Origin of the sequence: Streptomyces sp. 8N114 (assembly GCF_052245835.1) — a bacterium.
Lineage (GTDB): Bacteria > Actinomycetota > Actinomycetes > Streptomycetales > Streptomycetaceae > Streptomyces.
On record NZ_JBQQBT010000033.1, the window covers coordinates 24525 to 50521 of the forward strand.

Consider the following 25997-nt stretch of genomic DNA (forward strand, 5'->3'; position numbering starts at 1 on the left):
ACACGCCCGGGGCTTGGCTGGGCGGTTCAGGGGCGGTGCGAGCGGTCCGGTACCGGACCGGTGTTGGGCTCCTGCTGGTTCTGCTGGCGCTGTGTGGCTGCGACCCGCGCTTCGCGACGGGCAGTCACCAGCCGTGTGCGGCGGTCGGCGTCCTCGTTGATCTGGGAGACGGCCGACTGGGTCGTCAGCCGTGCCGGCCTCGTGTGCTGCGGGAGCCCGTACGCGGCGAACAGGACACCGCGGTCCCGGCTCATGCCGCGCCCCGGGGTGTCCACGGTGCGGGGATGCCGGGGGGCGTTCTCCTGCTCCCGTACATCCGGAGCACCGGCCCGCATGACCGCATGGGCCAGCGGGTGGTCGGTGCGGTTCTCCACGAAGCTCCTGGCGCCGCGGGCGACCCTGGGCCCGAAATACGGCACCCCATGGAAGATCATCCGCAGCATCAGGACGTCCGCTGCGACCAGCAGCACCGAGTCCACCACCAGCGACCCCTTCGCCATCTCCACGAAAGGGGAGACCAGCAGCAGCGCGAACGGCGCCAGGATCAGCCCCAGCAGCCGCTGCGCCCAGGCCTTGACCGCCGAGGTGTCACCAGCACGGGCCAGGGAGGCCAGCACCAGCGGGGCCATGCACACGAACGCCAGAATCCCCAGCTGCCGCGTCATGAACACCAGCGCAGCGAAGCCGAGGGCCACCACCAGCGCGGAGACCAGCACCAGGATCGCCAGCGGGTTCCCCGCATCGGCCCCCTTGTCCAGGTCCTCACGGATGACGGTGAACAGGGTGGACTCGTTGCTGTCGAACATGACGCTGAAGGCATTGCTCACGGCCTTGTTCAGCAGCATCACCACGCCGGGGACCGACGCCATGCCGGCAACAGCCGCCAGAGCCCAGCCCGTTGAGGAGCCCATCTGCTTGAGCCGGGGTGCGCCCTGCCAGGCGGTCAGGGCGCACACCACGACCACGCAGATGAAGATCGCCGCAGTCAGGTGCTGTCCCAGCCACAGAAACTGCTGGTACACCCAGCTGTCGGCCTTCTCCGGCGCCCAGGTATCCCCGGGCGCCACCAGGTGCTTGAGGGTCTTCAGAAGGCTGTCGGCAAGGTCCTTGACGTGATCAGAGGCACCATCGGTGAGGCCGCCGCCTCCGTCGAGGCCGCCGCCTCCGTCCGAGTGTTTGTTCTTGCACCAGTCGCCGGCGGGGCCGGCACAGTCGGAGGCGCCACCTCCGTCCGGAACACCGGGCGGAGCGCCGCTTCCCCCTTCGCAATCCTCCTTGAACGGGCCAGGGATGTCATCGCAGGGGTCTTTGTCTTTGCGGGGCATGCGCTCAGCCCTTCGCGTCGGTCACGGTGCCGAAGAGGGTGTCGCCGTAGAGCGCGAGGACCACGGCGACGAACAGCGTGCCGATGGCCATCGACCCCTTGCGCAGGGCGCCCTTGGGGTCGCCGGACAGCTGCAGCAGCATCCGCACCGCGATCACGGCGATCACCGCGGCGACGCCCTTGGTGACCAGGCCGCCGCCGGTCAGGCCGATGGTGTCGAAGAAGTCGGTGAAGCCCTTGGACATGTCGACGGGCTTGGCAAGGGAGGTGAGCTTACGCATGTCAGATCTCCTTGTTGGGGTGGGAGGTGGGGCGGGCGACAGCGACCAGATCGCTCATCACGTCCATGGGGTCGTAGCGGACCTTCGCCCCGGGCCGCGGGGCGTTGAGAATCCAGCCGCCGCCGACGTAGATACCGACGTGGTGAATCGTCGATGTGGTGGCGCCGTAGAACACCAGATCGCCCGGCTTCATATGGCCGGGTTTTACCGGCTCGGATGCGGCGTACTGCTGGGCGGCAGTGCGCGGCAGCGTGATTCCCGCCTTCGCATAGGCGTAGAGGGTGAGCCCGGAGCAGTCGAACCCGAGAACGGACTCCCCCGACCGGCCTTTGGGGGAGCAGCAGATGCCGGTACTGGGCCCTCCTGCTGTCCCCCCGCCCCACGAATACGGTTTGCCGAGCATCTTCCGTGCCGCGTTGAGCGCGGTGGTGGCCTGGTCCGTGCTGGCAGATTTTCGTCCGGCTGGTTTTTTGGCCATGGATGTGATGGACCGGACGTAGTTGCGTGTTTCCTTGTAGGGAGGGACGCCGCCGTATTTGAGGACGGCGCCGCTTCCGGCGTTGTAGGCGGCAAGCATGTTCTTCTGCTTGTCGCCGGGAACGTCCTTGACGTCGTCGGCTATATCGCACAGGTAGCGCCCGGCGGAGGGGATCGCGTCCTGCGGATCCTGGACGTTCTTTTTTCCGTCGCTGTTTCCGTCGATTCCGTGGCTTGCCCACGTGGCCGGCATGAACTGCGCGATCCCGGTCGCACCGACCGGGCTGCGCGCTCGCGGGTTGAACCCGGATTCCTGAGTGAGAAGCGCCGCCAACAGATTCGGCGTCACTTCCGGGCAGGTGTCTCCCGCCTTCTCAACGAGTGCCTTGTACTTGGCGGGTACGGACAGGCTCAGCCCGGCCTTGATCACCGGGTCATCGCCGGCGGCCTGCACGAGCGCGGCCACGACAACGGCCGCGGTCGCTCCCGCCCCGATTCCGACGGCTGTGGAGGTGCGCAGCACCTGTTTGCCTCCTTCCTTGGTTTTTGGACGTCTGTGCTGGTCAGCACCGCCACCCGGCACCGACAAGGGACCGTCGAAGCACCGTCACCCGGACCGGAAGCACCGTCACCCGGCCTGCCTGGGTGACGGTGCTTCGACGGTGGCCTGACGGTGCCGGGTGACGGTCACGAATCGGACATCGCGGCTGCGGTGAGGTCCTCCAGCCGGTAGCCGCGCGCACCCTTGGTACTCCGGTGCGACGGCACGCCCAGCAACTGGCTCAGGCGCTTTCCGCGTTCGGTCGGCTCGGTCTCCTCAACCCCGAGTTCCGGCGCCAGCTCAGACGTGAGAACGAAGTCTGAGCCCTGCTTCTTCATGAAGCTGATCGCTTGAAGGAGAGGCGATTCCGGATTTTCGGTGAGCGCCTTCTGCCGACGGTCGTGCACCTCGTCCGCGACCTGCCACATGAATTCGTCCGAAAAATTGAATCCCCGGAGGAGCGTGGAGGTCCCGTGCGCGAAAAGTACGCCCTGCCCCTTGATTTCCGAGTCGATCAGGACAGGGTTGATCGGGGCTACCGTCTCGAAGTAGGTGTCCCCGAGCGCGACTTTCGCGGTTCCTTCCGATGCCACATACAGGCACATGCGGTAGAGGAATTGATCCCGCACCATCACCGGAATCGCATTCTGCGAAGGACGCTGCGTGAGCATCACGGTGGAGATACCGGACTCCAGGCACTTGGCGACCAGCGAGCGGGTTTTATCCGCGATCCGCCGCGCCTGCTCCCTCCCGGCGGGTGTCCCGTCGTCGGCGAAGAAGTCCGCCGCCTCGTCCACGATGAAGAAAACCGGCCGGAATGCCGGAGCGGGCCGCCGATTGCGAATGGCCTCCTGGATCTTCTCGTAACGGCGGTCCGAGCGGGCATTCAGCTCATCGACCATCGACTCGAAGACGACCGGATCATCGGACGCCTCATAGCGGGCCGCGACCTTTTCGTACCTGGTCAGGCCGCAGAATTTCCCGTCCAGCAGATACAGGTCGAATTCGCCGTAGGCGATCAGCAGGCACGTGATGAGCCCGTTGACCAGCGTGGTTTTGCCCATCTGGGTCATGCCGCCGATCAGCAGCGACGCCCGCTCGAACGTGGGCACGCCCGCCAGCCGGCCGACGACGTCGTGCCCGAAGGGCACCCCGTCGAACGCCCGGATCTCCTCCCTGGTCGGCGGGGTGAAAGCCCGCGTGAAGGGAGGTTCGTCCAGGACCAGCAGCTGCACCTGGCGCTCGTTGCGGCGGCTGCGCTCCAGCTTGGTGTGCAGCCGCGTGACGCCGAAGACACCGGCCAGATTCCCCAGCCGCTTCTCCACGTCCTTGTAGGTACGCCCAGGAGGCACCAGGAAGTCGAAGCGCGTACCCACCCCGGGAAGCTTCTCGATGCTGACCTCATCGGCCCGCACCAGCTCTTCCCGGTTCAGTACGCCCGACGCGCGCAAGTCGCCGGTCAGCTGCGGATGCGGATGCGCCCCAACAGCCTCCCCGGCTGCCTCGACAGCCGACTCGACGGCCACCTCGACGGCCGACTCGGCGGTCTTCTCCGCCTTCCCGGCCTGCTTCCCGGCCTCCTGCTTCAGGGCCGTGGCGGGCCGCTGGTCGCGCGCCCACGCACGGGTGACGGCCACACGGATGCGCCAGGCCAGGTAGCCCAGCGCGACCAGCGCACCTGCGGTCAGCAGCACGGTGGCCGGCCAGGACAGGCCGAGCTTGTCCTTGATCGCGGCCAGGATGCCGAAGACCACGGCCAGGCCGCCGATCGCACCGGCGGCCTGACCCCAGGTGTCTTCACCACCCCCCTGAGCTGCTCTTTTCCTCTTTGCCACACCTCCTCCTTCCGGTCATGGTCGACGCGGTCTTTGTGTTCTGCGGGGTGCGCGCCGGGTCTGCTTCCTGGGTCTGCGAAAGAGCCGCTCGCCAGGTCACTCGCCGGGTCTGCACCGCCTCGACTGCGGGGTGCTGGGTGCTTCCGGCAGTCGCAGCAACGGCCAGCCCGCAGGGGTGCGGGCTGGCCGTCACTGGCGTGTGCCGGACGCCGGAGATCAGAGCCGGTGAGGCTCCTGCTCCTCGTCCTCGCTGTCCTCGTCCTCGTTCTCGTCTTCGTCCCGGCCGCCGTCTCCGATGGCTGCCTTCTCCTCCCCCTTCACCTGGGCCCACGCCTTGCGCAGCCGCTCCGCACTGCCGATGAACTTCTCCGCACGGAACGCGGGTTCGGCCTGCCGGTAGGAGAGAGGCGGGTCCTCGCTGTGCCGCAGGTGCCGCATGACGACGAGCAGCTGCTCATTGCTCAGCTCGGTGCCGGGCGTGGGTGTCGGCACGCCCGCCACGCTCGCCAGCTCGGCGAGCCGCTCGGCACGCTTCTCGCGTGCCGCCCGCGTGTCGGTGTCACCCTCGCCCGTGCCGGATGTGCCGCTGGCCTGCGTGTCTCCCGCATCCGTACCCGTGTCGCTGGCCGTGCCGGGTGTGCCGGTGGTCAGCTGCGGCGTGCCGGGAGTCCACGTGCCCAGCTCCGGGAGCCGGATAGCACCCACGGCCGGCGGGAGGGTCTTCTCGGTGAGGGTCTTGGCGGTGGCCTCCGCTTCCTTGTGCAGTGCCTCGGTCGTGGACTTCTGCGTCTTGAGCACCGAGAGGCGGTAGTCCGCCTCCGCCTGCGCCACCTGCTCGTCCAGCGTCGCGGCCAGCTTGAGGACCTCGATACGGTGGGAGGCTTCCGCCTCCATCTCCTCCAGGCGGTCGGCGACCTCCCGCCTCTTGGCCAGCAGCGCCTGCCGGGTGCCGGGGGAGACCGGCCGTCCCAGCGAGGGAAGGGTGATCCACCAGGCGGTCTTGGTCGCCACGATCGCGATAGGCGTCAGCACCACAGCCAGGTCGAAGCCGCCGCCCGCGCCCGAGAGGATCAGATCGGTGGTGGGGATCGCGGCGTTGACCAGGGTGAGAGCCAGACCGGCGCAGCGGACGCGGCGGGCGCGCCGGTTGTTGTTGCCGGAGAGGATCTCCGTGAGCTGGAAGACCACCCACAGCGCGTCCAAAGCGCCCACCGTCGGCGCGGCCCAGGACCCGAAGCGGGGGTCGAGAATCTGGAAGCTGACGTACATCGACAGCACAGCCACCCCGAGAGTGACGGCGCCCAGGATGCCCAGGACCAGGCCCCGCGGCGACATGCCCCGAAGCCACGCTCCGGGACGGAAGTTCTTGCTGGTCATGCTGCTTTCTCCCTTCGGGAAGCGTGCGGTGCGGCGCGGCCAGCTCATGCGGCCACGCCCAGAGGGGTGGTGGACAGCAGCCGCGCCGGGGCCGGCGGCCACGTCGGGGTGGAGCGGGCCGCCAGGTACCGGCGGACCAGGACCTGCCGCGCGACGTGCGCGAGGGCGGTGAACTCCCGATCAGCGCTGACCTCGATGAGGGCGGGGGAGGCGCGGACCACCTGCCACACCTGACGGCTCACCGCGTCGGCCTGCCGGTAGTGGTCGGGGCCGAGGCGGGCGGCGATGTAGGCGGACAGGCGGCGACCGTGCCGCAACTGGAGCTCGCCTGTGCGGTCCCGGCCGCGGGCGGGGGCGTCGGTGCGCATTGCTGTTCCTTCCGGTAGTCGGGGTGCAGGGCTGCGACGGGGTATCCCGCCCGCCAAGCGGCCGCCGCCAGCAACGCAGCGCGGTGCAGAAGGCGGCAGGTGCGGGCGGTGATCCCGTAGAGATGCAGGGCCCGCACCGCGTGATGCTGCGCGGCGCGGGCCCTGCATATGAGGTCATCGGTCACGTGCGGGCTACAGCTCCCAATCGGGGCCGGCGTTCTCCATGTCGCGGTACTCGAAAATGGACGGGCCGGCTGTCAGGCCGTGCCGCACTGGCAGGACCAGAACCCGCAGATCGGGCACCCGTCGTCCTCGTCATCGGGCATCGTCTGAGCCCGAACAGGAGCCGGGACCAGATCTCCCAGCTCTGCCAGCGGCTGGCAGGCGGAGCAAACTCCCCCGCTCCAGCCCTCGAACCAGCCGCCGCACACGCTGCACTGCCCGGCCCCACCCATGGGCAAGGGGACGAGTTGCTGCACGAGCTGGTGGAACGCGGCCTCGTCCGGCTCGGGTTCAGGACCGCGGGCGTCGTCCTCCCGCTCAAGGTCCTCGATCAGCCCTAACTCCGGTCGTTCTGCGATGATGTTCACGCGGATCAGCTCCTTCTGGTGGATCCGTAGACCCCCGGCACGGCGCTGGTATCGCCATATGTGCCGGGGGTCGCGCCTCAGTGGTTGATGGGGCAGTGGGTCAGGCTGTCGTCGACCCAGATCTTGCAGATCCAGCACTGCCAGCCGGTGCGCCCGAGGTTCTGCACGAGGGTGCGTACACGATTCATCAGGCCACCCCCGCTCGCCGCAGCTGGCGCCGCTCGGTGTCCCGGGCGATGGCGTGTACGGGGGCCATCTCGCTGAGAGTGCGCCGCGCCGGGGTAGTGGCCTTGTGGGTGTCGTTCCAGTCGATCCAGCTGCGCAACAGCGTTTCCAGGTTGGCCGGGCAGCTCGTCGCCTGGCTGCTGGGGAAGCGCGGCATGCGGGGCAGCTCTGGCATGGCGTCGGGGTTGGACGTGTCGCGCTCGTGCTGGGGTTCGGGCTCGGATTCGTCCCCGGCCGCGACAGGAGCGGGCGGGTGTGTCAGCATCGTGTGCACAGGTTTCCTCCGCGGATTTCCTGTTTGATGCGGCGTCCGGGTGCATCCGGGCGCCGCTCTTTGTTGTGACCACTCACTCCGAGCGGCCATGGCGACCGACACCCGTACGCCCGGGGGCGGTTGGGTGTCGGTCGCCATCACCAATCGTTGAGTTGCAGGAGGCTGCGGGTCAGGCAGCGATGCGGTAGCGCTCTCTGGCTGCGGGGCGGATGGACGCCAGGTCCAGCACCGGCGTGCGGGGGAAGTGGCGGACCACGCCGCGCACCGCCACCTCGGTGCCCGGAGCGAGCAGGAAGTCGGGCACGGTCGACAGCCGGTCGGCGCTCACCATGGCCATTCCTTCGCGGCCGGCGGTGTCGGTCAGGACGAGTACGGCCCGTCGCGAGGCGCCCAGGCCGAAGTACCGCACGCTGCTGACAGTCGCCACGGTGGTGCCAACGGTCTGGTCAGCTACCGAGGTCAGCGGTGTGCGGAAGCGCTGAAAGCTGATGCCGACGCGGTGAACGATCACAAGGGACATAGGAACCTCCAGGGTGGAAACCGCTGGCCCGGCGGGCAGCGGGGGGTGCCCTGGCCTGGAAAGGCCGTGGGTGGTGCCCTTCGTGGGGCCTTCCTGCGTCCCACGCCGACGCCCCTCCCAGCCGCCCACAGAGGGGCGTTGGAGGGGGACGACGTGCAGTGCAGGACTGCTTGGTCTCGTGACGCGGCGGCTGGTCTGCTCGCTGTTCGGGCCCGGGGAGACCGTCTCCCGGGCCGTAGTCCCAGCCGAAGGTTGGGCCGCGTCGTTCTTTTACGTCACGGGGCTGCCGACCCTCCGCGCTCGCCCGCAGCGATGAGCCCTGCGGGGTCGATGGATGGCGCGTGTCGGCTGCCACCACCAGCGGTAATGGCACCTCGCGACGGATCTCCACTCACCTCGGCCGGTGTGGGTCACGGCCTTCAAACGGCGATGGATCACGCTGTGGAGTTGGGTCCGGGCCCAAGCGCAGGCAGTTCAACGGCAGTTGTGCATGACTCGCCGTCAGGAGCCCTGCCCCGTCGGGTGTTTGTCCCGGTACAGAACGAGACCGTGTCACGGGATACAAGTGGCCGTCAAGCTTCTATCCCGAGATGAGCGAGATTTTTGTCTCGGGACATTCCTTGCGCTCGTTCAAGAGGGATGAGATCGTCAGCCCATGCCCAGACCGACGAAGTACCTCGACCTGGCGGACACGCTGACCCGCCGCATCGAGGGCACCTTGAAGCCCGGAGACTCGTTTCTGACCGTCCGTGAGATCGCTGAGCAGTACGACGTCGGCAAGAACACCGCCGACCGAGTTGTGCAGCTCCTAAAAGAGCGCGGCGTCATCTCAGGTAAGCCGAACGGCAAGACATGGGTTCGCGTACCGCCTAAGCGCACCGAGCGCAGCAACGAGCGCTACTTCGAAGAGAAGCAGCTCGTCCATGAGCCTGAGGCGGTTCGGCGTAACAACGGGCAGACCGAACGCGACCAAGGAATCTCGCTCCGAGACATCGCGGAAGACGTGGCTCACCACGAGACCATTCCGTGCCCCGAGGACGTCGCCGCTGTACTCGGACTAGCGCCTGGAACGCTCGTCCTCCGCCGTACCCGGGTCCGTCGCTACGACAAGCAGGCGGGGGCCAGCGGCTCGGCATCGTATGTGCCCCTAGACATCGTTGAACGTGACCCAGCGGTCTTCGATGAGGACAACGACCCGTGGCCGGGGGGCATGCAGCACCAGCTGTACACCGTGGGCCTTGAACTGTCGAAGATCGTCGACAACGTCACCGCGACTATGCCGACCGAAGACGAAGCTCAGGAGCTGGACATCCCGCCGGGCGTCCCCATGTTCCGCATCCGCAAGATCTCGTACGCCACGACGGGCCGAGCTGTCGAGGTGACCGATTTTCCCTTGCCCGCTGAGCGAACAGTCCTGACCTACGTCACCAACCTGCCGAAGTGGAGCGACTCCTGATGCCGACGATCACTGTTCTCACGCCTGTACATGACGGCGGCGACGGCTACATTGCTGAGCTGCATGAGTGCCTGGCCACCCAGAGGCTCCCAGAGGGCTGGGAGGTGGAATGGGTACTCCAGGAGGACGGGCGTACTGGCCGCCCGCTTGCCTCCGTCCCGGACGCTCCGTGGATCTCCAAAGGTGCAGGTCGCTGGGGAGGCGCCGCGCAGGCACGCACCATGGGGTTGGCTCGTGCAACTGGGGCTCTTCTGCGGTGTGTCGATGCCGACGACCTCCTGCCGGATTCCGAAACGCTCGCGCGCGACATTGAAGTCTTGACGAGCAACCCGACTTATGGATGGACCGTCGCCCCTTGTCTCGACCTCTTCCCAGACGGTCGCCGCGCCCCTGGCCCGTATGACCCGGACCCGGGTCCGTTGGCGCCAGGGGCGTTGCTGGATGGGGCCAAGCGGGGGGAGATGCCCGTAATGGGCACGACCCTCACTGCTCGCACAGACGTAGTGCGCCTCGTGGGTGGCTGGCCAGCGATCCCCGCATTTGAGGACGCTGCCATCCTGCTGTTCTGCGAAGCCGTGAGTTCGGGATGGATGCAGCGTCTCCCTGGTGAGATCTACCGCAAGCACGAGGGACAGCACACCGCCAGCTTGGCCTACCACGACGCCGAGGAGACGCAGCTCCGACAGCAGATCGTCATTGATCGCGCTGAAGCCCTCCATGCATCCGGATGGCGCTGGACCCCCCGGGCGCATGATGCGGCCAACATCGCCAGCTGACAGCTCACAGGGAGACCACGTGAAAGTGCTTTGGCTCGGGGGACCGCCGGCGGCTGGAAAGTCGACCATCGCTCAGCGCCTCGCGCGGCGCCATGGACTGCGCTGGTACAACTCAGACGCTCACACGTGGGAGCACCGAGACAGAGCAATCGCATACGGACATCCGGCAGCGATCCGGTATGAGCAGCTGCCGATCCCTGATCGGTGGAGCACACCATTAGACGAACGGCTTGCAATGTCGCTGCACTACGAGCGAGGTCTGATGGTCCTTGAGGATCTTCATGCACTGCCCTCAGCCCCTCTTACCATCGCTGAGGGCACCCCCATAACACCGCAGGTCGCTGGCTTGAGCTGCGCCGTGTGGCTGATACCAACTCCGGAGGTGCAGCGGGCCCGGCTCGCGGAACGGGACCTGCTGCCAGGAGTGCACGAGCTGTACCAACACGTGGGCGACAAGATCATCGCTCAGGTCGAAAAACACAAAGGACACGCCATGACGGTGCCTGTTGACGGTCGTTCCGTGGAAGAGATCACAGCCGAGGTTGAGGGCATTTTCGCGAACGCCCTTGTCGAGGGGCCGAGAGCCACGACGGCCGCGGAGAAACGCGAGATGCTGCGCTACGCCAACAGGGCCTTTGTCTCCCAGTACCTGACGTTCTTCACTCGCCCGTGGGCGCAGGCACTTGGGGATGCCCGGGACGTTGTGCTCCCGTTCCTCTGCGAGTGCGCGGACTGGCGCTGTCAGGAGCAAGTGAACCTCGCAGTCGCCGACTTCCGCGAACCGCCGAATGAAGCCTCTCCCGCCGTTCTGGCTCCAGGGCACTGACGATGAGGCTGGTGGCCCGGCCCTCGCAGACGACACGGTGCCCCCTGCGCCACACGGAGTGCTACCAGACAGGTACAGTGACTCCGCGTGTTGATCTAAAAATGAAGTGGCCCCGTCGACCGGCCTTGAGCAAGCCGGGAGGGGCCACGTGGCCGAGGGACCTTGTGATGGGGGTCCGGTCGGCCTGCCGAGCACCCTTTTTCGGCTACACGAAGGGCGTCGACATGGTCAGGGTACCTGTACCCGATTCCGGAGACACCGCACCCCGCCGTGGGGCCAGCAGTCATGCGTGTGGCTGGCCTTTCGGCGGGGTGTTTGTGTTGCTCGCGCACGCCCCAACTCGCACCTCTGGGATGGAGGGGGCGGGGATGACGTAAGTCCTTTGGGGGCGGCGCCCGTTTCGGGTCTTCTTGCCGCCCCGGGCTCTCAGTGACCAGGTGATGTGGGAGTCACCTGGGCTCAGTGCCCTTCTGCTACCGGAGAGCTTGCCAGAGCCCTCCGAGGGGATTGTCCGCCCGGTGTGGGAGCCGGTCGAACAGTTCGATCAGGTTTCGGGAGAAACCAGAAGCACCACGAGGGGGCTTCGTCGTGCCGTGAGGTAGGAGCCCCGCGACAGGAGCCATTGTGCATTACTGCACGAGGGCCCGCCAGCTTTGGCGTGCCCATACACCCGTTTTGCGCCTATTCCAACGCTCGTTCGGCCAGAACGAGGTGGCTGTTTTCACCTTCCGACGGCGGCCCGCGCACGCGGTGTCCGACCTGGGGAGGGTCTTCACCGGCTGCGCTGTCTCATCCGGCCGGCCCGGTGCCCGGTGCCAGGACACGACCGCCCTCGCCCCCGGCGGGGGTGTGCGGTGAGCGCGGCGGCGGCCGTGATGGTTCCGGCCCCGCGTCCAGCAGCCGACGACGATGCGGCCGACGTGCTGCCCTCTTTGTATGTGCCGGAGGTGCGGCAGTGGCTATCGACGTCGGCAGGCCGGGTGGCGTCGGATGGCTACTCGTGGATGCAGGCGGTGCACTGGGTGGCCGGGTCGGGGGTGTATGAGCCGCGGCGGTTCCGGTCGCACGGGCCGCGTGCGTTCGGCCGGACCACAGTGTTCGTCGCACAGCTGCTCGCGGAATTGTCGCCTTGCCATCCGGGGCTCGGGTACCTGATGCGTCGCACGGGCCTGTCGGAGCGGGCAGTGGAGTACCACCTGGCGATGCTGCGGGAGGCGGGGCTGCTCGCCTACGTCGTCAAGGGCACGCGGGTGCGCGGCGAGAAGCCGCAGGCGTCGGAGTTCGCGCTGATGATTCCCCCTCAGTTCGACGAGGTGCTGGGCATCGTGACGGCGGGTCAGGGAACCGAGCGGCGCATGACGGGGATCGCGGAGACCGGCCGCACGCTGATGACCAAGCTGGCCAAGAAGGCGGCCCGCAAGACACGTAGGCCGCGGTCGAAGTCGCCCTCGAAGACCGCCCCGACGCCAACCCGCGGGACCGATCAGCCCACGGATTCGGGCAGTTCGCGTTGCACCCCAATGGGGGGTAGTCCTCAGGGGTCTTCTACTGCGGGTGCTACTTCCTCCCCCCCTGAGAGCAAGCTCGCAAGCGGGGAAAGCCAGTCACCCACCCCGAAGAAGTCCAAGCGCAAGACCGGCGGCCGCCAGAAGCTCAACAAGATCGGCCGCCGCTACCAGCTGGCGGCAAAACTGATCCGGGAAATCGACTGGCTGAGCCGCTGCCACATCGAGCGGATCGCCTGGGTAGCCCGCCACGTGGCGGACGCCGGATGGAGCTTGACCGAGGTCTGCGCCTGGCTGCACCTGCGCGGCGAGACCGGCCGGGTACGCCGCGGCTCGGGTCTGCTGGCCACGCTGCTGGCGGGCGCGGAGACGGTGCTCGACACCCCCGCCAAGCGCACCGCCGCGGTCGACCAGTGGCGCGCTGCCCAGGAAGCCGCCCGCCGCGAGCGCGTCGAACGCGTCCGTGAGCGGCATGAGCGGTTCGAGGGTGACTGGCAGGCCCCGGCCAGCTGCTCCGTGCGGCGCGAGGTGGAGGCGGCGTTCGCCCATGCCCACGCGACGGTCAGCAACGGTCTGCCGCCTGCGTCCGCGCAGACCAGCGGGCCCGACCACCACGCCGCCCCGGACCTGGCAGAGGACGCCGACCAGCAGCAGGTGGTGAGCGCCCAGGAGCGGCAGGCTGCCCGGGAGGAGGCATGGGCCCGGCTGGCGATGGGCGACACCAGCTTGGTCCAGGTCGCCATCGACGTCCAAGGTCGGGACGGTGCCGCTCAGTTCTACGGTGCCGACCTCGTCCAGCGCGCCGAGCAACTGGCCCGCGGCGCCCGCAGCTGCCTGATGACCCTCGGACACCGGTAGGAGGCCGCAGTGACCGACACAACCACCCCCGCGCCTGCCGGAGCCCCGCCGCAGCCGAGTGCGGACCTGGCCCGGGTCGCACTGCATCAGGCCCGGGAAGCCGCGAGGGCGCGCGGTACCAGCGAGGCACGTACGCCACGAACTCGCCGCCCGCGAACCGCTCTTCGGCGTGACGGACGCGACCCCCAAGGGCTCGGTGCCGTCCTCCAGGGCCTGCTCGCCGACCGGGGCTGGGAGGCCCCAGCCGCCGGCGGCACCGTGCTGGAGCAGTGGCCGACCATCGCCGCCGCCATCTCCCCAACCCTGCCCGCACACGCGACCGCCGTGGCCTTCGACGCCAAGACGGGACAGCTGGACCTGCGCCCCGATTCACCCGCCTACGCCACCCAGCTGCGACTGATCACCGCCCGTATCATCGCCGCGGCCAACCAGACGGCCGGCACCGAGGCCGTACGCACCGTGCGGGTACTGCCCGTCGGCGCCGCACCCGCGCCCCGTGCGCCCGAACCCGCCCCCACACCTCCGGCCGCTCCCGGGGATGTGGCCCAGGCCCGGGAGCCTTCCGAGGGCTACCGCCAAGCGCTGAAGGCACACCGGGCCTGGCGCTCCGACCGGCACCAGGACCCGGCCATCGCCCGCGCCATCGAACGGCAGACCCAGGCACTCCTCAAACAGCGCGAGGCCGCATTCGCCCACGGACACCAGGCCGCGGAAGAGGACGAGCAGACCCGACCAGCACCGGCGTCGGCGGACGTCAGCCGTGCCCGCGCGCTGGCCCGCGCCCGCGCCGGACGAGCCGGAATGCCCCTCATACCAACCGCCACCTCTACTGACCAGGCGCTGCCCGCACCACATAGCCCGACGGATCCTGGGGCGCTGTGAAGGCGTGCGGAAGGCTGTTCAAGGGTCGGATGTGCTGCTGCCGAGGTCGACGGTCCCCTTCTCTTGGAGGGACCGGTTGAACTCCTCGGCGATCTCCTTGCCCCACTCTTCAGCCGTGAATGCGGCTGCGGCCGACCATAGGGTGGGCGCGATGGACGAGGGGGAGCTGGAGACAGCGCACGAGGAGCGGTACGCCGAGGGCACATGGCAACACAGCCGACGGCTTGCGTGGGAGCTGACTCTGGCCGCCGCCGAAGACCGAGAAGACCGCGAACTGGCAGGACCGGAACGGGAGCGGTGGGCCCCGGCCTCATGGCTGCTGGCCCTGGCGCTGTGGCGTGCTGCGCGCGCTGACGGAGAGCTGGTCGCGCGTGTGCCGCTTGTTCGTACGCTGTGGTGGCTGGGCGACGCCGAGGGCGCCCAGCTGTACGAGCCGCCGCTGCCGCCACTGCCGGTGAGCTGGACGTCCGTGCGGCACCGCGCGGCCGACCTGGAGGAGTCCGCGCGCTGGGTGGTCACCTGGCACATCCAGCGCGATCTGACCGAGCACGAACACCTTGCCGATACAGGCGAGCCGCCCCTGGAGCTCCTGGTGGGGGATCGCTGCCGCGCCGTGGCTTCCGGCCACGCCAGCTCCCCACGCTGGCAAGGGGACGTCGAACACGCGGAATGTGCGGTCAACCGCGCCATCGCTGTCCGGGGAGAGGGGAGTTGGGCGCGGTCTGTTGCCGTGCATGCCACGGCCGAGGCGTTGACGCCGACCCTGCGCGCACGCCCGGCCGCGCTGTGGGACCCAACCGCCGGCACCCTGGTTGTTGAGGACGAGCCGCCCGGGGAATGGGCGGTGCGGCTGATGTACCTGCGGCACGTGCGGACAACGCTCGCTGCCGTGCTCGACCAGTACGACGACGCCGTCGACCTAGACTCCCACCCCGCCGTCCCGTTCGGCAACGCACTCGCGGCCGCGCTGGTTGCCCTGTCCGCGATCGTTCCGGCCGCTGTCGAGGTGGAGGAGCTGTGGGAGCAACGTCGCCCCGACACCTCGCTCGCGCCATGGGAGCGAGCGCACGTGCCTGCCTCGCTACGCGCCCACATCGTGGCTCTGGAACGGCTGCTCGTCCGGTTGCGAGCGCTGTGCTGGGACATCCTGCACGCCGACGACGAGGAGTGACCCGCGTGGCAGCGGGAGTGTCGGTGGCCGGTCGTAAGCTCACAGCATGGCCTCTGTAATCGACCCCGACAGACACACAGACCTCATACGACTCCAGCAGAACGTCCACGACCTGTTCGACGAGCTGGACGCCTACACGGGGGGCGACGCAGAGAGTATGCGGGAACGCGTACGGCAGGCCGTCACGGAGAAGGAAGCCGCACTGCGCGCCTCCGGCCTGGTAGAGCAGCACAACTACTTCCTGGCCAGCCAGGATTTGAAGAAGGCTGCGAGGGCGGCGAGCGGTTCCCACACGGAGTCGCCGACGTAAGTCCAGGCCGCGGTGCACGTGGCGGGACGGTTGCGGCGTCCTTATGGGTCCGCTGCGTATGCACCGTTTTCCTGTCGGTTCTACCCACGGTAGAATCACTTCATGGGTAAGCCGACGAGTATCAAGACCAGCGAGGATGTCCGCGACCGACTCCGGATCCTCGCCGAAGAGCGGGGCACCACTATCACCGAGCTGCTGGAAGACCTTGCCGGCCGCGAGCTCACCGAAGCCGAGCGTGAGCAGCGCGCCCTGGATGCTGCCCAGGAACTCGGTATCGAGTACACCGAACAGGTTCAGAAGACCGGTCAGGATGCCTGGGCGAAGATCCGCGCCCACCAGGACGCTGCGTGAACCTGACGGCCGTGCTGGATCACACGGCCCTGGCCGCTCTCTACCAGGCCGACCCGTTCTTGACCGGCCTCTATATCGAAGCCTCTCGCGGCGGGGGACGAGTCCTGGTCCCGTCCGTGTCCGTACTCGCCGCTGAGCGTCAGCTTCCCGGCTCGGGTCAGCACGCCGCTTCGCTGCGGTTTGCCGAACAGGTGCCCTTCAGTGCCGCTCACGCGGTGGACGCTATGGACTGGCCGGGGGTGGAGTGGCTGGTGGTTCACCCGGCAGCGATCGCCTGGCAGGCGGCCAAGGCGGGGGACCCGGTCACCGTCCTATCCTTGGCGCCTGCCCTGTACGCGGAGACCGGTGTTACCCCGCTCGACCCCACCTGACGCACCGCTGCTCTCATCCGAACCAGTGCCCGTTCCGATGCCTGGCAGGGCTTCCTTCCTCGTCCCTGGCGCTGGTCAGTCACGTTGTCCCCACCGTTGCTCTCATGTCTTCGGCGCGGAGCGGCCATAGACGGCCGGGGTGGGGCAGCGGTCCAGGAGTGTGCGGTAGAGGCGAGTCATGGGTTCGGGAACGCGGCCGGCGGCGAGATCGCCGATCTGGTGGAAGTAGGGCAGGAGCCGCACGAACGCGCGGCGCTGGGCCCAGAACTCTTCCCGGTCCTCGGCGCGGTCGGCGCGGCCGGTCATGTACCGGAAGGCGATGATCTTGTCGGCGACGGCGGCTTCCAGCAGCCAGGATGTGCCGGTGAGGGTGGCCAGGTGTGCGGTGACGGCCGCGGGCTCTGGGTTGTCCAGGACGGCGTGCTCGGCATGCAGGGCCTGGATGAAGGCGAGGGCCTCGGCTCCGCACCTGCGGGTGATCTCCTCGGCCATCGCGCTGGGATCAGGGGCGAGGTCGGGGGCATCGTGCAGCAGGAGCGCCGCCACCACGTGGGCAGGTGCGGCGGGGCAGTGGGTACCGAAGAGGGCGGTGACCTTCACGGCGTGGCTGAGAGCGGGGGCGCCGTCGATGACGTGGCCCTGGCACCACGTCCGCGCGAGGGCGAGGGCGGCTTCGACCATGGCGTCCTGGCGGGCCTGGGCGAGGTATCCGTTCACGGGGTGGTCCCTCCTGGTTTGTCGCTAGAGTGCGATGGGTGAGTGAGGATGTCCGCTGGCTTGCGCCCGCCCGTGAGCATCTGGTGTGCGCGGCCTGCCCGTCGCTGTGCCTGCCGCTCGGCACGTTCGACGTCGCAGCGAAACCGTCGGCGGAGTCGGCGTATGCGCGCGAGCAGGGCTACCGCATCGACCGGCACTCACACACCCCGGTGTGCGTCCACCCCCACAAGGTCGGGCTCCCGCCCGCGGGATACGCCTCCCGAGGGGTGCCGCTCCCGGGCGCGGCCCAGCCCGCCGCGCCTCCAAAGCTGCCGGAGGAGCGCGGCGGGCTGGACGGCTGGCTGCTGGACTACCTCCGTGAGGCCAACGAGGAGCCCGAGGTGTTCGAGCTGGCCCTGGAGCGGGCCGGCCGGGCCGCCCGCGAGCGGTTCGGGGACGAGGAGACCGTCGCGGCCCTGCGCCGGGTTCTGGGCTCCGGGCTGCTCTAGACCGCGACGGGCTGCGGCTGCTGCCCGAAGTCCAGGGTGTGGGAGCGGCCCAACTCGTTGATACCGATGCGCTGGAGCAGCCCGTCGATGATGCCGTGCCGGCGGGCGGTCTCCTGCTTGTCGATCCAGTACCGGGCGGGCGGCTCCTCCTTCCAGGCCGCGCGGTAGAGGCGGTGGGTGTAGTCGCCGGGCTCCCAGCCGAACCGCTCCTGGTCGGTCATGTGCACCAGATGCAGGCCGGTCTCGGTCTCGAACCGCCGGGCGAGGTTGTGCTGGGCCAGCAGCGCGTGCACCATCTCGTCGACCGGCGCCGGGATGACCAGCTCGGCCGCATGCTCGTCACCGCCGGTCATCTCAAAGACGGCCGTCTTCATGGCCATCACGCGCAGGGCCTCGACCAGCAGCGGCCCGGCGTCCCGCTTGAGGTCGAAGCAGGCGATGGAGGTGTAACCGGTGTAGGTGCCCCAGCAGTCCGGGTAGCTGAGGGTGGATTCCTCCAGCCGCGCGAACTCACCCCAGGAGCGGATGTCCGCGAGAATCTGGCGGGCTCGGTTCCCGGCGGGTTCGAGGTCGGGCAGGGTGGTGGATGCGGTGGACTCGGGCATGCCAATTGCCTTCCGTCGACGCGGTGTTCGGTGACGGCCAGGCCGCCGCGAAGGGGATGTTCACCGCGCGGCGGCCGGCACGAGCAGCAGTCAACGCCGGATCGGCAGCCGTCGGCAGGGGCTCGGGCGTAGGCCCGCGTAGCCCCGTGTAGTCCCGTGTGGAGGCCAGGAGGCGACGCGTGCAGCACCTCGGACGGGAAGCCAAAGCCGCCGCAGGCGCGGCGATCCGCGCCGCCTGCGAGGCCAAAGGGTGGGGGCCCTCTCGCATGGCCAGGGAGCTGGGCATCGCCGAAGGGCGAGGGCCGCAGGGGTTGGGGCGGCAGGCCGTACGGCGCTGGATGACTGGCGGCCAGGCCCCGGTCTACTGGCGGCCCTGGATCGAGAAGCTGCTGCATCTCAACCTGGCCCCCTACCTTGATGCGCCCGGTCCTGCCACGGTCGTTGAGGACTGCGCGGGGGAAGCCACAGCCGACGTGTGCGCCGCGCCGCCGGGCGCGCCGCCCGACTTGGGAGATGCCACGAACCGCCGGGATGCTCTGAAGACCGCCGCGCTGGCGGCGGCCGCGACCGCCGCCGACATCACCTCGCCCACAGCCGCGCTCGCCTACACCCGCCGCCTGGAGTCCACCGCGATCGGCTCGGGAACCCTGGACCACCTTGAAGGCCAACTGGAGCGGCTGACCGCGCGCTACGCTGCCACCCCCGCACGCGAGGCATGGAGGATTGCCGGTGGCGTGCGCGCCGAGGTCGCGCAGCTGATGGAGGGACGCCACACCCTGGTCCAGGGGCGGGAGCTGGCCCGGCTGGCGGGGATGCTCTCCGTCGTCCTGGGCTGGCTCGCCCACGACATGGGCGCGGCCACGGCCGCCGAGGCGTGGTGCCGGGACGGATACGCCCACGGCCTACAGGCCGAAGTCCCCGAGGTGTGCGCCTGGGCCGACGACGCCCGTGCCACCATCTGCCTCTACGACGACCGCCCCGGCCAGGCTCTGGCAGCCGCCGAACGCGGCGCCGCCCACGCACCGGCAGGCTCCCGCGCAGCCGCACGGCTGGCCGGGCAGCTCTCCCGCACCAGCGCCGCCGCTGGCCGCCCTGACGCGTTCGCGGCGGCCCACCGCACCGCGCTCCGGCACGTCGAGCAACTGCCTGCCCACGGCGCGGGCCTATTCGGTGCCGACGCGGTCCGGCTGCGCTCCTTCGACGCCTCCAGCTACCTCGCCCTCGACCAGCCCGGCCGGGCCCTGAAGGCCGCCGAAGACGCGATCTGCCAGTACAGGTCCGTGCCCTACCACCAGCAGTCCCCCACTCGGATGGCCATCGCACAACTCGACGCCGCCGAGGCCCACGCCGCACTCGGCCAGATCGACGCCGCACTCGCCCTTGGCAAGGACGCCCTCGGCTGTCAGCGCATGGTCGCCGCCATCACCTCCCGCACCGCCCGCCTCCTCCACCGGCTGCATCCCCACCGCCACCGGCACCCGCAAATCCAGGAATTCGCCCGCACCACGGCCACGCTTCTGCCCGCTCCCTGACGAGCGGCTTCACGCAGCGGGCAGCGTCAGGTCAGTGGCTAAAGAGCGTGCCAGATAGCGATCTTGGGGCGACGTAGGGCGCTTGGTCTGTCGCAGGCGAAAGCGAGCGTGGTTAAGCGCGTGTACCTCGCGCTTCGTCCTACTGTCGAGGCATGCGGAGCTACGCAACGGCCCTGGACCTTCACTCCGAGCAAAGACCATCTTTCGACAGTGACCGCGTTTCCGGACTCGTCGGCTCCGGCGATGTCCATGCGGTGGAGTGGCCTGACCCTCACGGCCTGACTTGGGACGAGGCAGAAACGATGTGCGGTCTGCCAACCCACGGCATGGAGATGCAGGAGCATGCCAACCCTGCTCAATGGCCTCTCCCCAAGTGGAGGAAGGAGGCTTGCGGCGCTTGCGGCGAGGCCGTGCAAACCTCTCAGTGACGCAAGTTCGCCCACACTTATCGAGCGTCGGCCTACTCGTCCCTGGTTTCTTCCGGCGGGCTGACGGTTCGGAGGGCGTCGAGACCGGCTTGCCAGGGGTAGGCGTCCAGGTTGCCGTGGCGGGGGCGGTGTGGGGTGAAGCCGCCGTCGCCGAGCAGGATGGTGACGCCGGCGGCGCGTAGTTCTTCCACGCTGCGGCGGGTGGCCGGGTGGAGGTCCTGGGCGTGGTTCCAGTGCGGCAACGCAACGGTGGGGATCTTCAGCCCGATCGCTTCGGTGATGAGGCCCAGGGCGAGGGTGTCGCTGATGGCTGCGGCCCACTTGTTGAGGGTGTTGCAGCTGAGCGGAGCGACGAGCATGGCGTCGGGCTCGGGCAGTGCGTCGGCCTGGCTGGGCAGCTTGTACTGCCACCGCACAGGGTGCCCGGTCAGCTGCCGAAGGGCCTCGATCTCGCCCTCGGCGTCCTCGGTGGCCCACCGGTAGGCGGCAGGCGTGAGGATGGCGCAGACATCCCAGCCGTCCTCCTGCGCTGCCCGGATGGGGACAGGCAGGCGACGAGCAGGTGGAGCCGCACAGGCGATCAGATACAGAGTGCCTCGTTGTGTCACCCGGGCAGTCCACAGCGATCAGCAAGGGCACGCAACCGCCCCTCGGCGGATCCGGCACCCAGCAGCCGCAGGTCCTCGACCAGGCGCTTGGAGCGGGGGCGGCAGACGACTTCCTCCGCCGCGAGGGCTTCGGCCTCCAGGAGCGTGTCGACGGCCTTCTCGCGCAGTCCGGCCTGGACCTCGCCGTGGGCACGGTCGGTCAACAGGTGGGCCCGGCGCTCCCGGGGCATGCCCTGCAGCGCGGGGGAGGGGATACCGGCTGCGACCGCCACCGCGTCCGCGCCCTCGGACAGCTGCACGTGGGCGGCGACCCGGTGAAGCGCGCAGTTGGTCGGGCCGAACGACGTCCACATCGCGTCACCGTCGCCGCCGAGCCGTACGGCGTGCTCGTCGGCTTCATCGAGCAGGTCGGGCGCCGCGCGGGCGTGAGCGGCCGGGTCACGGTCTTCCGCCTCGGCGGCCGCGGCGGAGGCCATCGCCGCCTTCAAGAACAGCATGCCCAGCACGCTGAGACCGTCCGGGCCCCGCTGGAGGAGCTCGGCGTGGAGCCGGTCGGCGGCCGCTGTGGCGAAGGCGACGGCAGCCGCAGCTTGGCCGTGGTGGGTCATCGCGTCGGCCAGATGCCGCGCCGCCGACGCCTGGACGACGACATCTTCGGACCGTTCTGCCGCTGCGACCGCACGGTGGCCGGCCACCAGCGCCAGCTCGGTATCGCCCCACTTGATGGCGGCCGCCTCGGTCAGCTCCAGGGTGAGCGACAGCAGCCCGAACGCCTCCAACTGGTCCTCGCCGCGGTACTGCCCGGCGGCCCTGGTCGCGTCCACCAGCAGCGCCGGGATGTGCGTGCCCAGCTGCGCGAAATGCCCAGCCTGGAAACCGGTACGGGCATACACCAGGCTGCGCCGCAGCACCTGAACGGACACCGGTTCGGCATCGTCTCCGCAAGCGCCGGTGACGACGTCGTGCCGCTGGAGCACGGCGCGTACCGCATCGATCTCAGATTCCCCGGGACACAGGACGGCCGGGTCCCCCAGCAGGCGGTCCACGGTGATACCCAGGCGCAGGGCCGCCAGCCGCACCACCGACAAGTTCGGATCCGCCTGGCGGCGCCCGCCCTCCAGCTCTTCGACCCACCGCAGCGACTTGCCCATCAGCGCGGCGAACTCACTGCGCGACAGGTGGCGTCGGGTGCGCCAGTAATGGACACGACGGCCGAACTGAATGCTGTCCAAAACAGGCTCCGAAAAGGAGTGGAGAACCCACACACATCGTGTGGCCTGTTCTCGGTATACCGCCCCTACGGTCCGCCTATGGCCACCTTCGGAGAGCTGACCACCTCACGGTGGCACCGGCTCGCACAACCCACCGAAAGACACCGCGCGTTGTGGGCGCGCGGCAGCGACAGCACCCGCTGGGCGGAGTGCGGCCGCACCTGGGACGCGGTGGCCATCACCCCGATATCACGCGGCCTGGACGCCCTCGGCGCCATGCGGCTGAACCCCACAGCCGGATTCCCCGTGCTCGCCGACCGCCTCCGCGACGTGCTCTACATCCTGGTGCCACCGCGCACCGGATCAGCTGCCGCCGGCCTGCCCGGCGTACGGATCCTCTCCCTCGGCGACCAGCTGCTGCTCCCCCAGACCCCGCACGGCACCGAGGCGGCCTACTGGATCAGCACCCCGCGCCACTTCCGCCTGGTCCGCACGGACCGGCTCTCCGTCCACCTCCGCGCCCTTGCCGATCGGGCAGGCGAAGAGGCTGCCACCCCATGACCCAGCCCACCCACCACGTGCTGTACGACCCCGACGGCCTGATCACAGGCAACCTGCCGCTCGACCGCGGACCGCACGAAGCACTGGTCGACGCGGTGCTCGCACTCACCGAGCCGGAAACCAGCCTCCCGCCCCGTGACTACGAGCAGATCGCGCTCCAACTGACCGGAGCCGCCCGAGCAGTAGCCGCGGACGTGGAACGCCGTTCCGTCACCCTTCCGGAAGGAGACGAAAGGCGAACCGCAGCCGAAGAAACCCTCACTGCCGCAGAACGGCTGTTGAGCCACCGATCCCGGGGCACGCTCCAGTGCGCCAAGGACCGAGCCCGGCTCGTGAAGTCCCTCTACGATCGCCTTGACCACTTGGAAGGTGTGGCTGCTGCCGACCCGGCAACCTGATCCCGCACCTCCCTATCCCCGTCCAGCGCCTCCCCCCCGTGGGCCTGGATGGGAGCAAGCCCCCGGCGCGCTGTTCACACTCCGCCGGGGGCTTGCTTGCGCTGATCACGGCACGCTCGCACTTCCTCGCGTGCTCGAACTCCCATTCCTTTCTGTGACGTCCTGGGTACGGATTGTCAGTGATGGGCGTCATGCTGAACGTGGCCACGCGTGTGGACGCGATCGTGAACCGCCCTCTTGCGAAGGGCATTTGAGAGAAGAGGAGCTACGGGTGCCAGAGCCGACCGAGGAGCAGGCTGCTGTGATCGACGCGTTCGCCAGCGGTGACGATCTTGTCGTCCAGGCGGGTGCCGGCACGGGCAAGACGACCACGTTAGAGATGCTCGGAGCCAGCGACGACCGCCGTGGCCTGTACATCTCTTTCAACAAGTCGGTGGCCGTGGAAGCCCGGCGGCGCTTCCCGCAGAGGGTGAAGTGTTCTACGGCGCATGCGCTGGCTTTCCGGGCGGTCGCCATCCCGTACAAACACCGCCTGGGTGCGCCGCGCCTTCCCTCCCACCGCATCGCGGCCTCGCTCGGCATCCAGCATGCTCTGCCGCTGGCAGGCAAGGTCCTTGAGCCACGCAACCTCGCCTACATCACGCTGCAAACTGTCCAGTCCTTCTGCTGGTCCGCAGAGCGCGAACTCTCTCCCCGGCACGTGCCTTTTCAGCGCGGAGCGGAGGAACCCGAGACGCACCAGCTGCTGGTCCAGGCCGTCATGCCCTTCGCCCGCGAAGCATGGCAGGACGCCACCGACCCGGAAGGGCACAAGGTCAACTTCAAGCACGACCACTACTTGAAGATGTGGCAGCTGCAAGACCCCCAGCTGCCCTACGACTACGTCCTGCTGGACGAGGCACAGGACACCAACGGCGTACTGGACGACGTCATCAAGAACCAGCGCGGCCGCACCCAGATCGTCCTCGTCGGCGACTCCGCCCAGCAGATCTACGCCTGGCGCGGAGCACGGGACGTGATGACCCGCGCTCCCGGCACCCACCTGCACCTGTCACAGTCCTTCCGGTTCGGTGACGCGCTCGCCCAGGAGGCCAACCGCTGGCTGGGCGCCGTACGCTCCGGCCTGCGACTGACCGGGCACGCACCCATCACGACCCGGATCGGGCGACTTGAGCAGCCGGACGCAGTGCTGTGCCGGACCAATGCCGGTGCGCTGACAGAGGTCCTCTCCCACCTGGGGGCCAGCCGCCGCGTTGCGATGGCCGGCGGCGGTGACGAGCTGCGCAAGCTGGCCCTGGCCGCCCGCGATCTGAAAGCCGGACGCGGCACCAGCCACCCCGAACTCCTGCTGTTCAAGACCTGGGGAGAGGTGCAGGAGTACGCGGAGAACGACCCCTCGGGAGCCGACCTGCTGCCCTGGGTCGAACTCATCGATGACCTCGGCTACGAGGAGATCCTCGGCTCACTCCAGCGTCTGGGCGACGAGGACTCCAGCGACGTCACCATCTCCACCGCCCACAAGGCCAAAGGCCGCGAGTGGCCCCGGGTTCGTATCGGCGACGACTTTCCCGAGCCCGACCCGGAGGAGAACGGAAAACCTGGCCGCATCCCCCGCGCTGAGGCCCGACTCGCCTACGTCGCCGTCACCCGCGCCCAGCACCACCTCGACCGCGGCAGTCTCTCCTGGATCCTCGACCACCCCGCAGGCCAACCCACCGTCCGCACCGACGCCGCCCCTCGCCAACCGGCCCCGGCAGCCGGATACCGAACGTGGGGTGATCTCGGGCCCACCCCCAAGAAGGGCCGCTGATGCCGCTGACCGCCCTTCACACCCGCTTCGGCCTGCTGGACGCCACCTGCGAGGACCTCGATGCCGGACTGGGCTGGGAGACCATCTACCGGGTCCGCCCCCGAGCACCCCTGCACTGCACCGCCTGCCACGGACCCGTCCACGCCAAGCTCTCCCGGCGCGGCCGCCGCTTCTTCGCGCACGACAGCGCCGCTCCCCGCTGCCCCAGCCACGGCGAAAGCCCCGAACACCGTCGGCTCAAGCGAGCCCTCGCGCTCGCCGCCCGCCGCGCCGGCTGGCGAGCCGAGCTGGAAGTCGCCGGCGAGGGCTGGCGCGCCGACGTCCTGGCTACCGAGCCCAGCGGACGCCGCCTGGCCCTCGAGGCACAGCTGTCCCCCATCACCTACGCCGACATCACCGACCGCACCTACCGGTACGCCGCCAGCGGCGTTGAGGTCTGCTGGGTCACCGACACCGAGCCGCCCTGGCTGATGTCCGTGCCATCCCTCCAGGTCACCGCTGAAGAAAACGGCCAGCTTCGCATCCTGGACGGCCACCGCGCCTTATCCAGCAAACCAGTCACCCGCCTCTGCGCCGTCGACCTCGACGGCGACCGCGCCGACCACGACGTGTGCGGTCTGCGCTGGCAGCACTGGGAACAGGCCCTACCCCGCACACCCGTTCCCTGGTACGACCCCTGGCGGCTCCTCGCGGTTCACCGCCCCACCGAAGACGACTCCGAAGACGAAGCACCACTGGCCATTCCGCGCGCCAATACCTTTCGAGCCCACCTCGGCTGGTGGCGCCCCAATCGACAGCTGACCGTCGAACGGTTCCTCACCGCACTACGCCACGACCAGATCACACTGCTTGAACTTGCCTCACCCTTCCGCGACATCTCCAGCAACCGGCGCGACGCGCTGGTGTGGACAACCCACGACTACCTTGAGCGCGCCACCAAGCTCACCGCATTCGCATACGGCTGGCGGCTCTACCACCGAAGTGAACCAAACCGGTGCCCGTGCAGGAGCGGCGAGACCTACGTCCTCAGCGCTGACGATCCCGCTGGCCATCTCATCGATCTGTGCTCGCAGTGCGACCGGGAACTCGTAGAGCTGGCCTCCGACATTGAGGACTGGGAGGGGCGGGGCCAGTACGTATCTCTGGTCGCGGACAGCCCTCTGGTGTACCTCACACCCTGGCAACGGCAGCTGCTCGCGCCCTCAGTCGAGACGGAAGTCCGGATCGAGACAGGCATTACGCCGCAAGAAGCTGCCCGGAGACTGACTGGGTACGACGGCTGACCGACTTCAGCCCCCCCCCGGCCCCGGCGCTGGCATTG

Annotated in this window: 28 protein-coding genes; 15 read left to right on the plus strand and 13 right to left on the minus strand. The window is 69.0% G+C overall.

Features of this window, described 5'->3' with window-relative positions:
- Window positions 1-26: 26 nt before the first annotated feature.
- The 9 genes from ACTWQF_RS34090 to ACTWQF_RS34130 form a co-directional block, all read right to left on the minus strand.
- Window positions 27-1325, minus strand: coding sequence for a hypothetical protein (locus tag ACTWQF_RS34090; RefSeq protein ID WP_443283631.1), 1299 nt, complete (start codon window positions 1323-1325; stop codon window positions 27-29).
- Between the two features lie 4 nt (window positions 1326-1329).
- Entirely contained in the window at window positions 1330-1605 is a 276-nt protein-coding gene (locus ACTWQF_RS34095) for a hypothetical protein (protein WP_443283632.1), read from the minus strand.
- 1 nt (window position 1606) lies between these two features.
- Window positions 1607-2605, minus strand: coding sequence for a C40 family peptidase (locus ACTWQF_RS34100; RefSeq protein ID WP_443283633.1), 999 nt, complete (start codon window positions 2603-2605; stop codon window positions 1607-1609).
- A 164-nt stretch (window positions 2606-2769) separates the two neighbouring features.
- Window positions 2770-4377, minus strand: coding sequence for an FtsK/SpoIIIE domain-containing protein (locus ACTWQF_RS34105; RefSeq protein WP_443283634.1), 1608 nt, complete (start codon window positions 4375-4377; stop codon window positions 2770-2772).
- A gap of 297 nt (window positions 4378-4674) precedes the next feature.
- Window positions 4675-5835, minus strand: coding sequence for a hypothetical protein (locus ACTWQF_RS34110; RefSeq protein ID WP_443283635.1), 1161 nt, complete (start codon window positions 5833-5835; stop codon window positions 4675-4677).
- A 44-nt stretch (window positions 5836-5879) separates the two neighbouring features.
- Window positions 5880-6203, minus strand: a complete 324-nt coding sequence (locus tag ACTWQF_RS34115) for a hypothetical protein (RefSeq protein WP_443283636.1) — start codon at window positions 6201-6203, stop codon at window positions 5880-5882.
- Between the two features lie 257 nt (window positions 6204-6460).
- Window positions 6461-6793, minus strand: a complete 333-nt coding sequence (locus ACTWQF_RS34120; protein WP_443283637.1) for a hypothetical protein — start codon at window positions 6791-6793, stop codon at window positions 6461-6463.
- Window positions 6794-6980: 187 nt separating this feature from the next.
- Entirely contained in the window at window positions 6981-7283 is a 303-nt protein-coding gene (locus tag ACTWQF_RS34125) for a hypothetical protein (RefSeq protein ID WP_443283638.1), read from the minus strand.
- A gap of 178 nt (window positions 7284-7461) precedes the next feature.
- Complete coding sequence (locus ACTWQF_RS34130) at window positions 7462-7812, minus strand: hypothetical protein (protein WP_443283639.1); 351 nt, start codon at window positions 7810-7812, stop codon at window positions 7462-7464.
- Between the two features lie 655 nt (window positions 7813-8467).
- Between ACTWQF_RS34130 and ACTWQF_RS34135 the strand changes: the two genes are divergently transcribed.
- The 9 genes from ACTWQF_RS34135 (at window position 8468) to ACTWQF_RS34175 (ending at window position 16318) form a co-directional block, all read left to right on the plus strand.
- Window positions 8468-9268, plus strand: coding sequence for a GntR family transcriptional regulator (locus ACTWQF_RS34135; RefSeq protein ID WP_443283640.1), 801 nt, complete (start codon window positions 8468-8470; stop codon window positions 9266-9268).
- On the plus strand, window positions 9268-10044 hold the full coding sequence (locus ACTWQF_RS34140) for a GltA (RefSeq protein WP_443283641.1): 777 nt from the start codon (window positions 9268-9270) through the stop codon (window positions 10042-10044). Before ACTWQF_RS34135 ends, ACTWQF_RS34140 begins: the two co-directional genes overlap by 1 nt.
- A 235-nt stretch (window positions 10045-10279) precedes the next feature.
- On the plus strand, window positions 10280-10870 hold the full coding sequence (locus ACTWQF_RS34145; protein WP_443283642.1) for a hypothetical protein: 591 nt from the start codon (window positions 10280-10282) through the stop codon (window positions 10868-10870).
- A gap of 1184 nt (window positions 10871-12054) precedes the next feature.
- A complete protein-coding gene (locus ACTWQF_RS34150) occupies window positions 12055-13233 on the plus strand; it encodes a transcriptional regulator (protein WP_443283643.1) in 1179 nt (392 codons plus the stop codon).
- 9 nt (window positions 13234-13242) lie between these two features.
- A complete protein-coding gene (locus ACTWQF_RS34155; protein ID WP_443283644.1) occupies window positions 13243-14115 on the plus strand; it encodes a DciA family protein in 873 nt (290 codons plus the stop codon).
- A 151-nt stretch (window positions 14116-14266) separates the two neighbouring features.
- Window positions 14267-15286 carry a hypothetical protein gene (locus ACTWQF_RS34160; protein WP_443283645.1) on the plus strand — a complete coding sequence of 340 codons (1020 nt, stop codon included), beginning with the start codon at window positions 14267-14269 and terminating at the stop codon, window positions 15284-15286.
- A 46-nt stretch (window positions 15287-15332) separates the two neighbouring features.
- A complete protein-coding gene (locus ACTWQF_RS34165; RefSeq protein ID WP_443283646.1) occupies window positions 15333-15596 on the plus strand; it encodes a hypothetical protein in 264 nt (87 codons plus the stop codon).
- A gap of 102 nt (window positions 15597-15698) precedes the next feature.
- Window positions 15699-15947, plus strand: coding sequence for a hypothetical protein (locus tag ACTWQF_RS34170; RefSeq protein ID WP_443283647.1), 249 nt, complete (start codon window positions 15699-15701; stop codon window positions 15945-15947).
- Window positions 15944-16318 carry a PIN domain-containing protein gene (locus ACTWQF_RS34175; protein ID WP_443283648.1) on the plus strand — a complete coding sequence of 125 codons (375 nt, stop codon included), beginning with the start codon at window positions 15944-15946 and terminating at the stop codon, window positions 16316-16318. The genes ACTWQF_RS34170 and ACTWQF_RS34175 overlap by 4 nt, the downstream gene beginning before the upstream one ends.
- A gap of 102 nt (window positions 16319-16420) precedes the next feature.
- On the opposite strand, the gene ACTWQF_RS34180 is transcribed toward ACTWQF_RS34175, so the two are convergent.
- Window positions 16421-17035 (minus strand): hypothetical protein, encoded by a 615-nt coding sequence (locus tag ACTWQF_RS34180; RefSeq protein WP_443283649.1) that lies wholly within the window; start codon window positions 17033-17035, stop codon window positions 16421-16423.
- Between the two features lie 38 nt (window positions 17036-17073).
- Here ACTWQF_RS34180 and ACTWQF_RS34185 point away from each other — a divergent pair, with 38 nt between their 5' ends.
- Complete coding sequence (locus ACTWQF_RS34185; protein WP_443283650.1) at window positions 17074-17523, plus strand: hypothetical protein; 450 nt, start codon at window positions 17074-17076, stop codon at window positions 17521-17523.
- On the opposite strand, the gene ACTWQF_RS34190 is transcribed toward ACTWQF_RS34185, so the two are convergent.
- Window positions 17520-18128, minus strand: a complete 609-nt coding sequence (locus tag ACTWQF_RS34190) for a hypothetical protein (RefSeq protein WP_443283651.1) — start codon at window positions 18126-18128, stop codon at window positions 17520-17522. The genes ACTWQF_RS34185 and ACTWQF_RS34190 overlap by 4 nt on opposite strands.
- 179 nt (window positions 18129-18307) lie before the next feature.
- Between ACTWQF_RS34190 and ACTWQF_RS34195 the strand changes: the two genes are divergently transcribed.
- Complete coding sequence (locus ACTWQF_RS34195) at window positions 18308-19660, plus strand: XRE family transcriptional regulator (protein ID WP_443283652.1); 1353 nt, start codon at window positions 18308-18310, stop codon at window positions 19658-19660.
- Window positions 19661-20120: 460 nt separating this feature from the next.
- Here the strand turns inward: ACTWQF_RS34195 and ACTWQF_RS34200 are convergent, their stop codons facing one another.
- Both ACTWQF_RS34200 and ACTWQF_RS34205 read right to left on the minus strand, forming a co-directional pair.
- Window positions 20121-20696, minus strand: a complete 576-nt coding sequence (locus ACTWQF_RS34200) for a flavoprotein (protein WP_443283653.1) — start codon at window positions 20694-20696, stop codon at window positions 20121-20123.
- Window positions 20693-21928 carry a helix-turn-helix domain-containing protein gene (locus tag ACTWQF_RS34205; RefSeq protein ID WP_443283654.1) on the minus strand — a complete coding sequence of 412 codons (1236 nt, stop codon included), beginning with the start codon at window positions 21926-21928 and terminating at the stop codon, window positions 20693-20695. The genes ACTWQF_RS34200 and ACTWQF_RS34205 overlap by 4 nt, the downstream gene beginning before the upstream one ends.
- Before the next feature lie 78 nt (window positions 21929-22006).
- Here ACTWQF_RS34205 and ACTWQF_RS34210 point away from each other — a divergent pair, with 78 nt between their 5' ends.
- From ACTWQF_RS34210 to ACTWQF_RS34225, 4 genes are all read left to right on the plus strand, one after another.
- Window positions 22007-22468: a hypothetical protein gene (locus tag ACTWQF_RS34210; protein ID WP_443283655.1), complete on the plus strand. Its 462-nt coding sequence runs from the start codon at window positions 22007-22009 to the stop codon at window positions 22466-22468.
- Entirely contained in the window at window positions 22465-22866 is a 402-nt protein-coding gene (locus ACTWQF_RS34215) for a DUF6415 family natural product biosynthesis protein (protein WP_443283656.1), read from the plus strand. Before ACTWQF_RS34210 ends, ACTWQF_RS34215 begins: the two co-directional genes overlap by 4 nt.
- Before the next feature lie 271 nt (window positions 22867-23137).
- Window positions 23138-24676: a UvrD-helicase domain-containing protein gene (locus tag ACTWQF_RS34220; protein WP_443283657.1), complete on the plus strand. Its 1539-nt coding sequence runs from the start codon at window positions 23138-23140 to the stop codon at window positions 24674-24676.
- Window positions 24676-25959, plus strand: a complete 1284-nt coding sequence (locus ACTWQF_RS34225; protein ID WP_443283658.1) for a competence protein CoiA family protein — start codon at window positions 24676-24678, stop codon at window positions 25957-25959. The genes ACTWQF_RS34220 and ACTWQF_RS34225 overlap by 1 nt, the downstream gene beginning before the upstream one ends.
- Window positions 25960-25997: the final 38 nt, after the last annotated feature.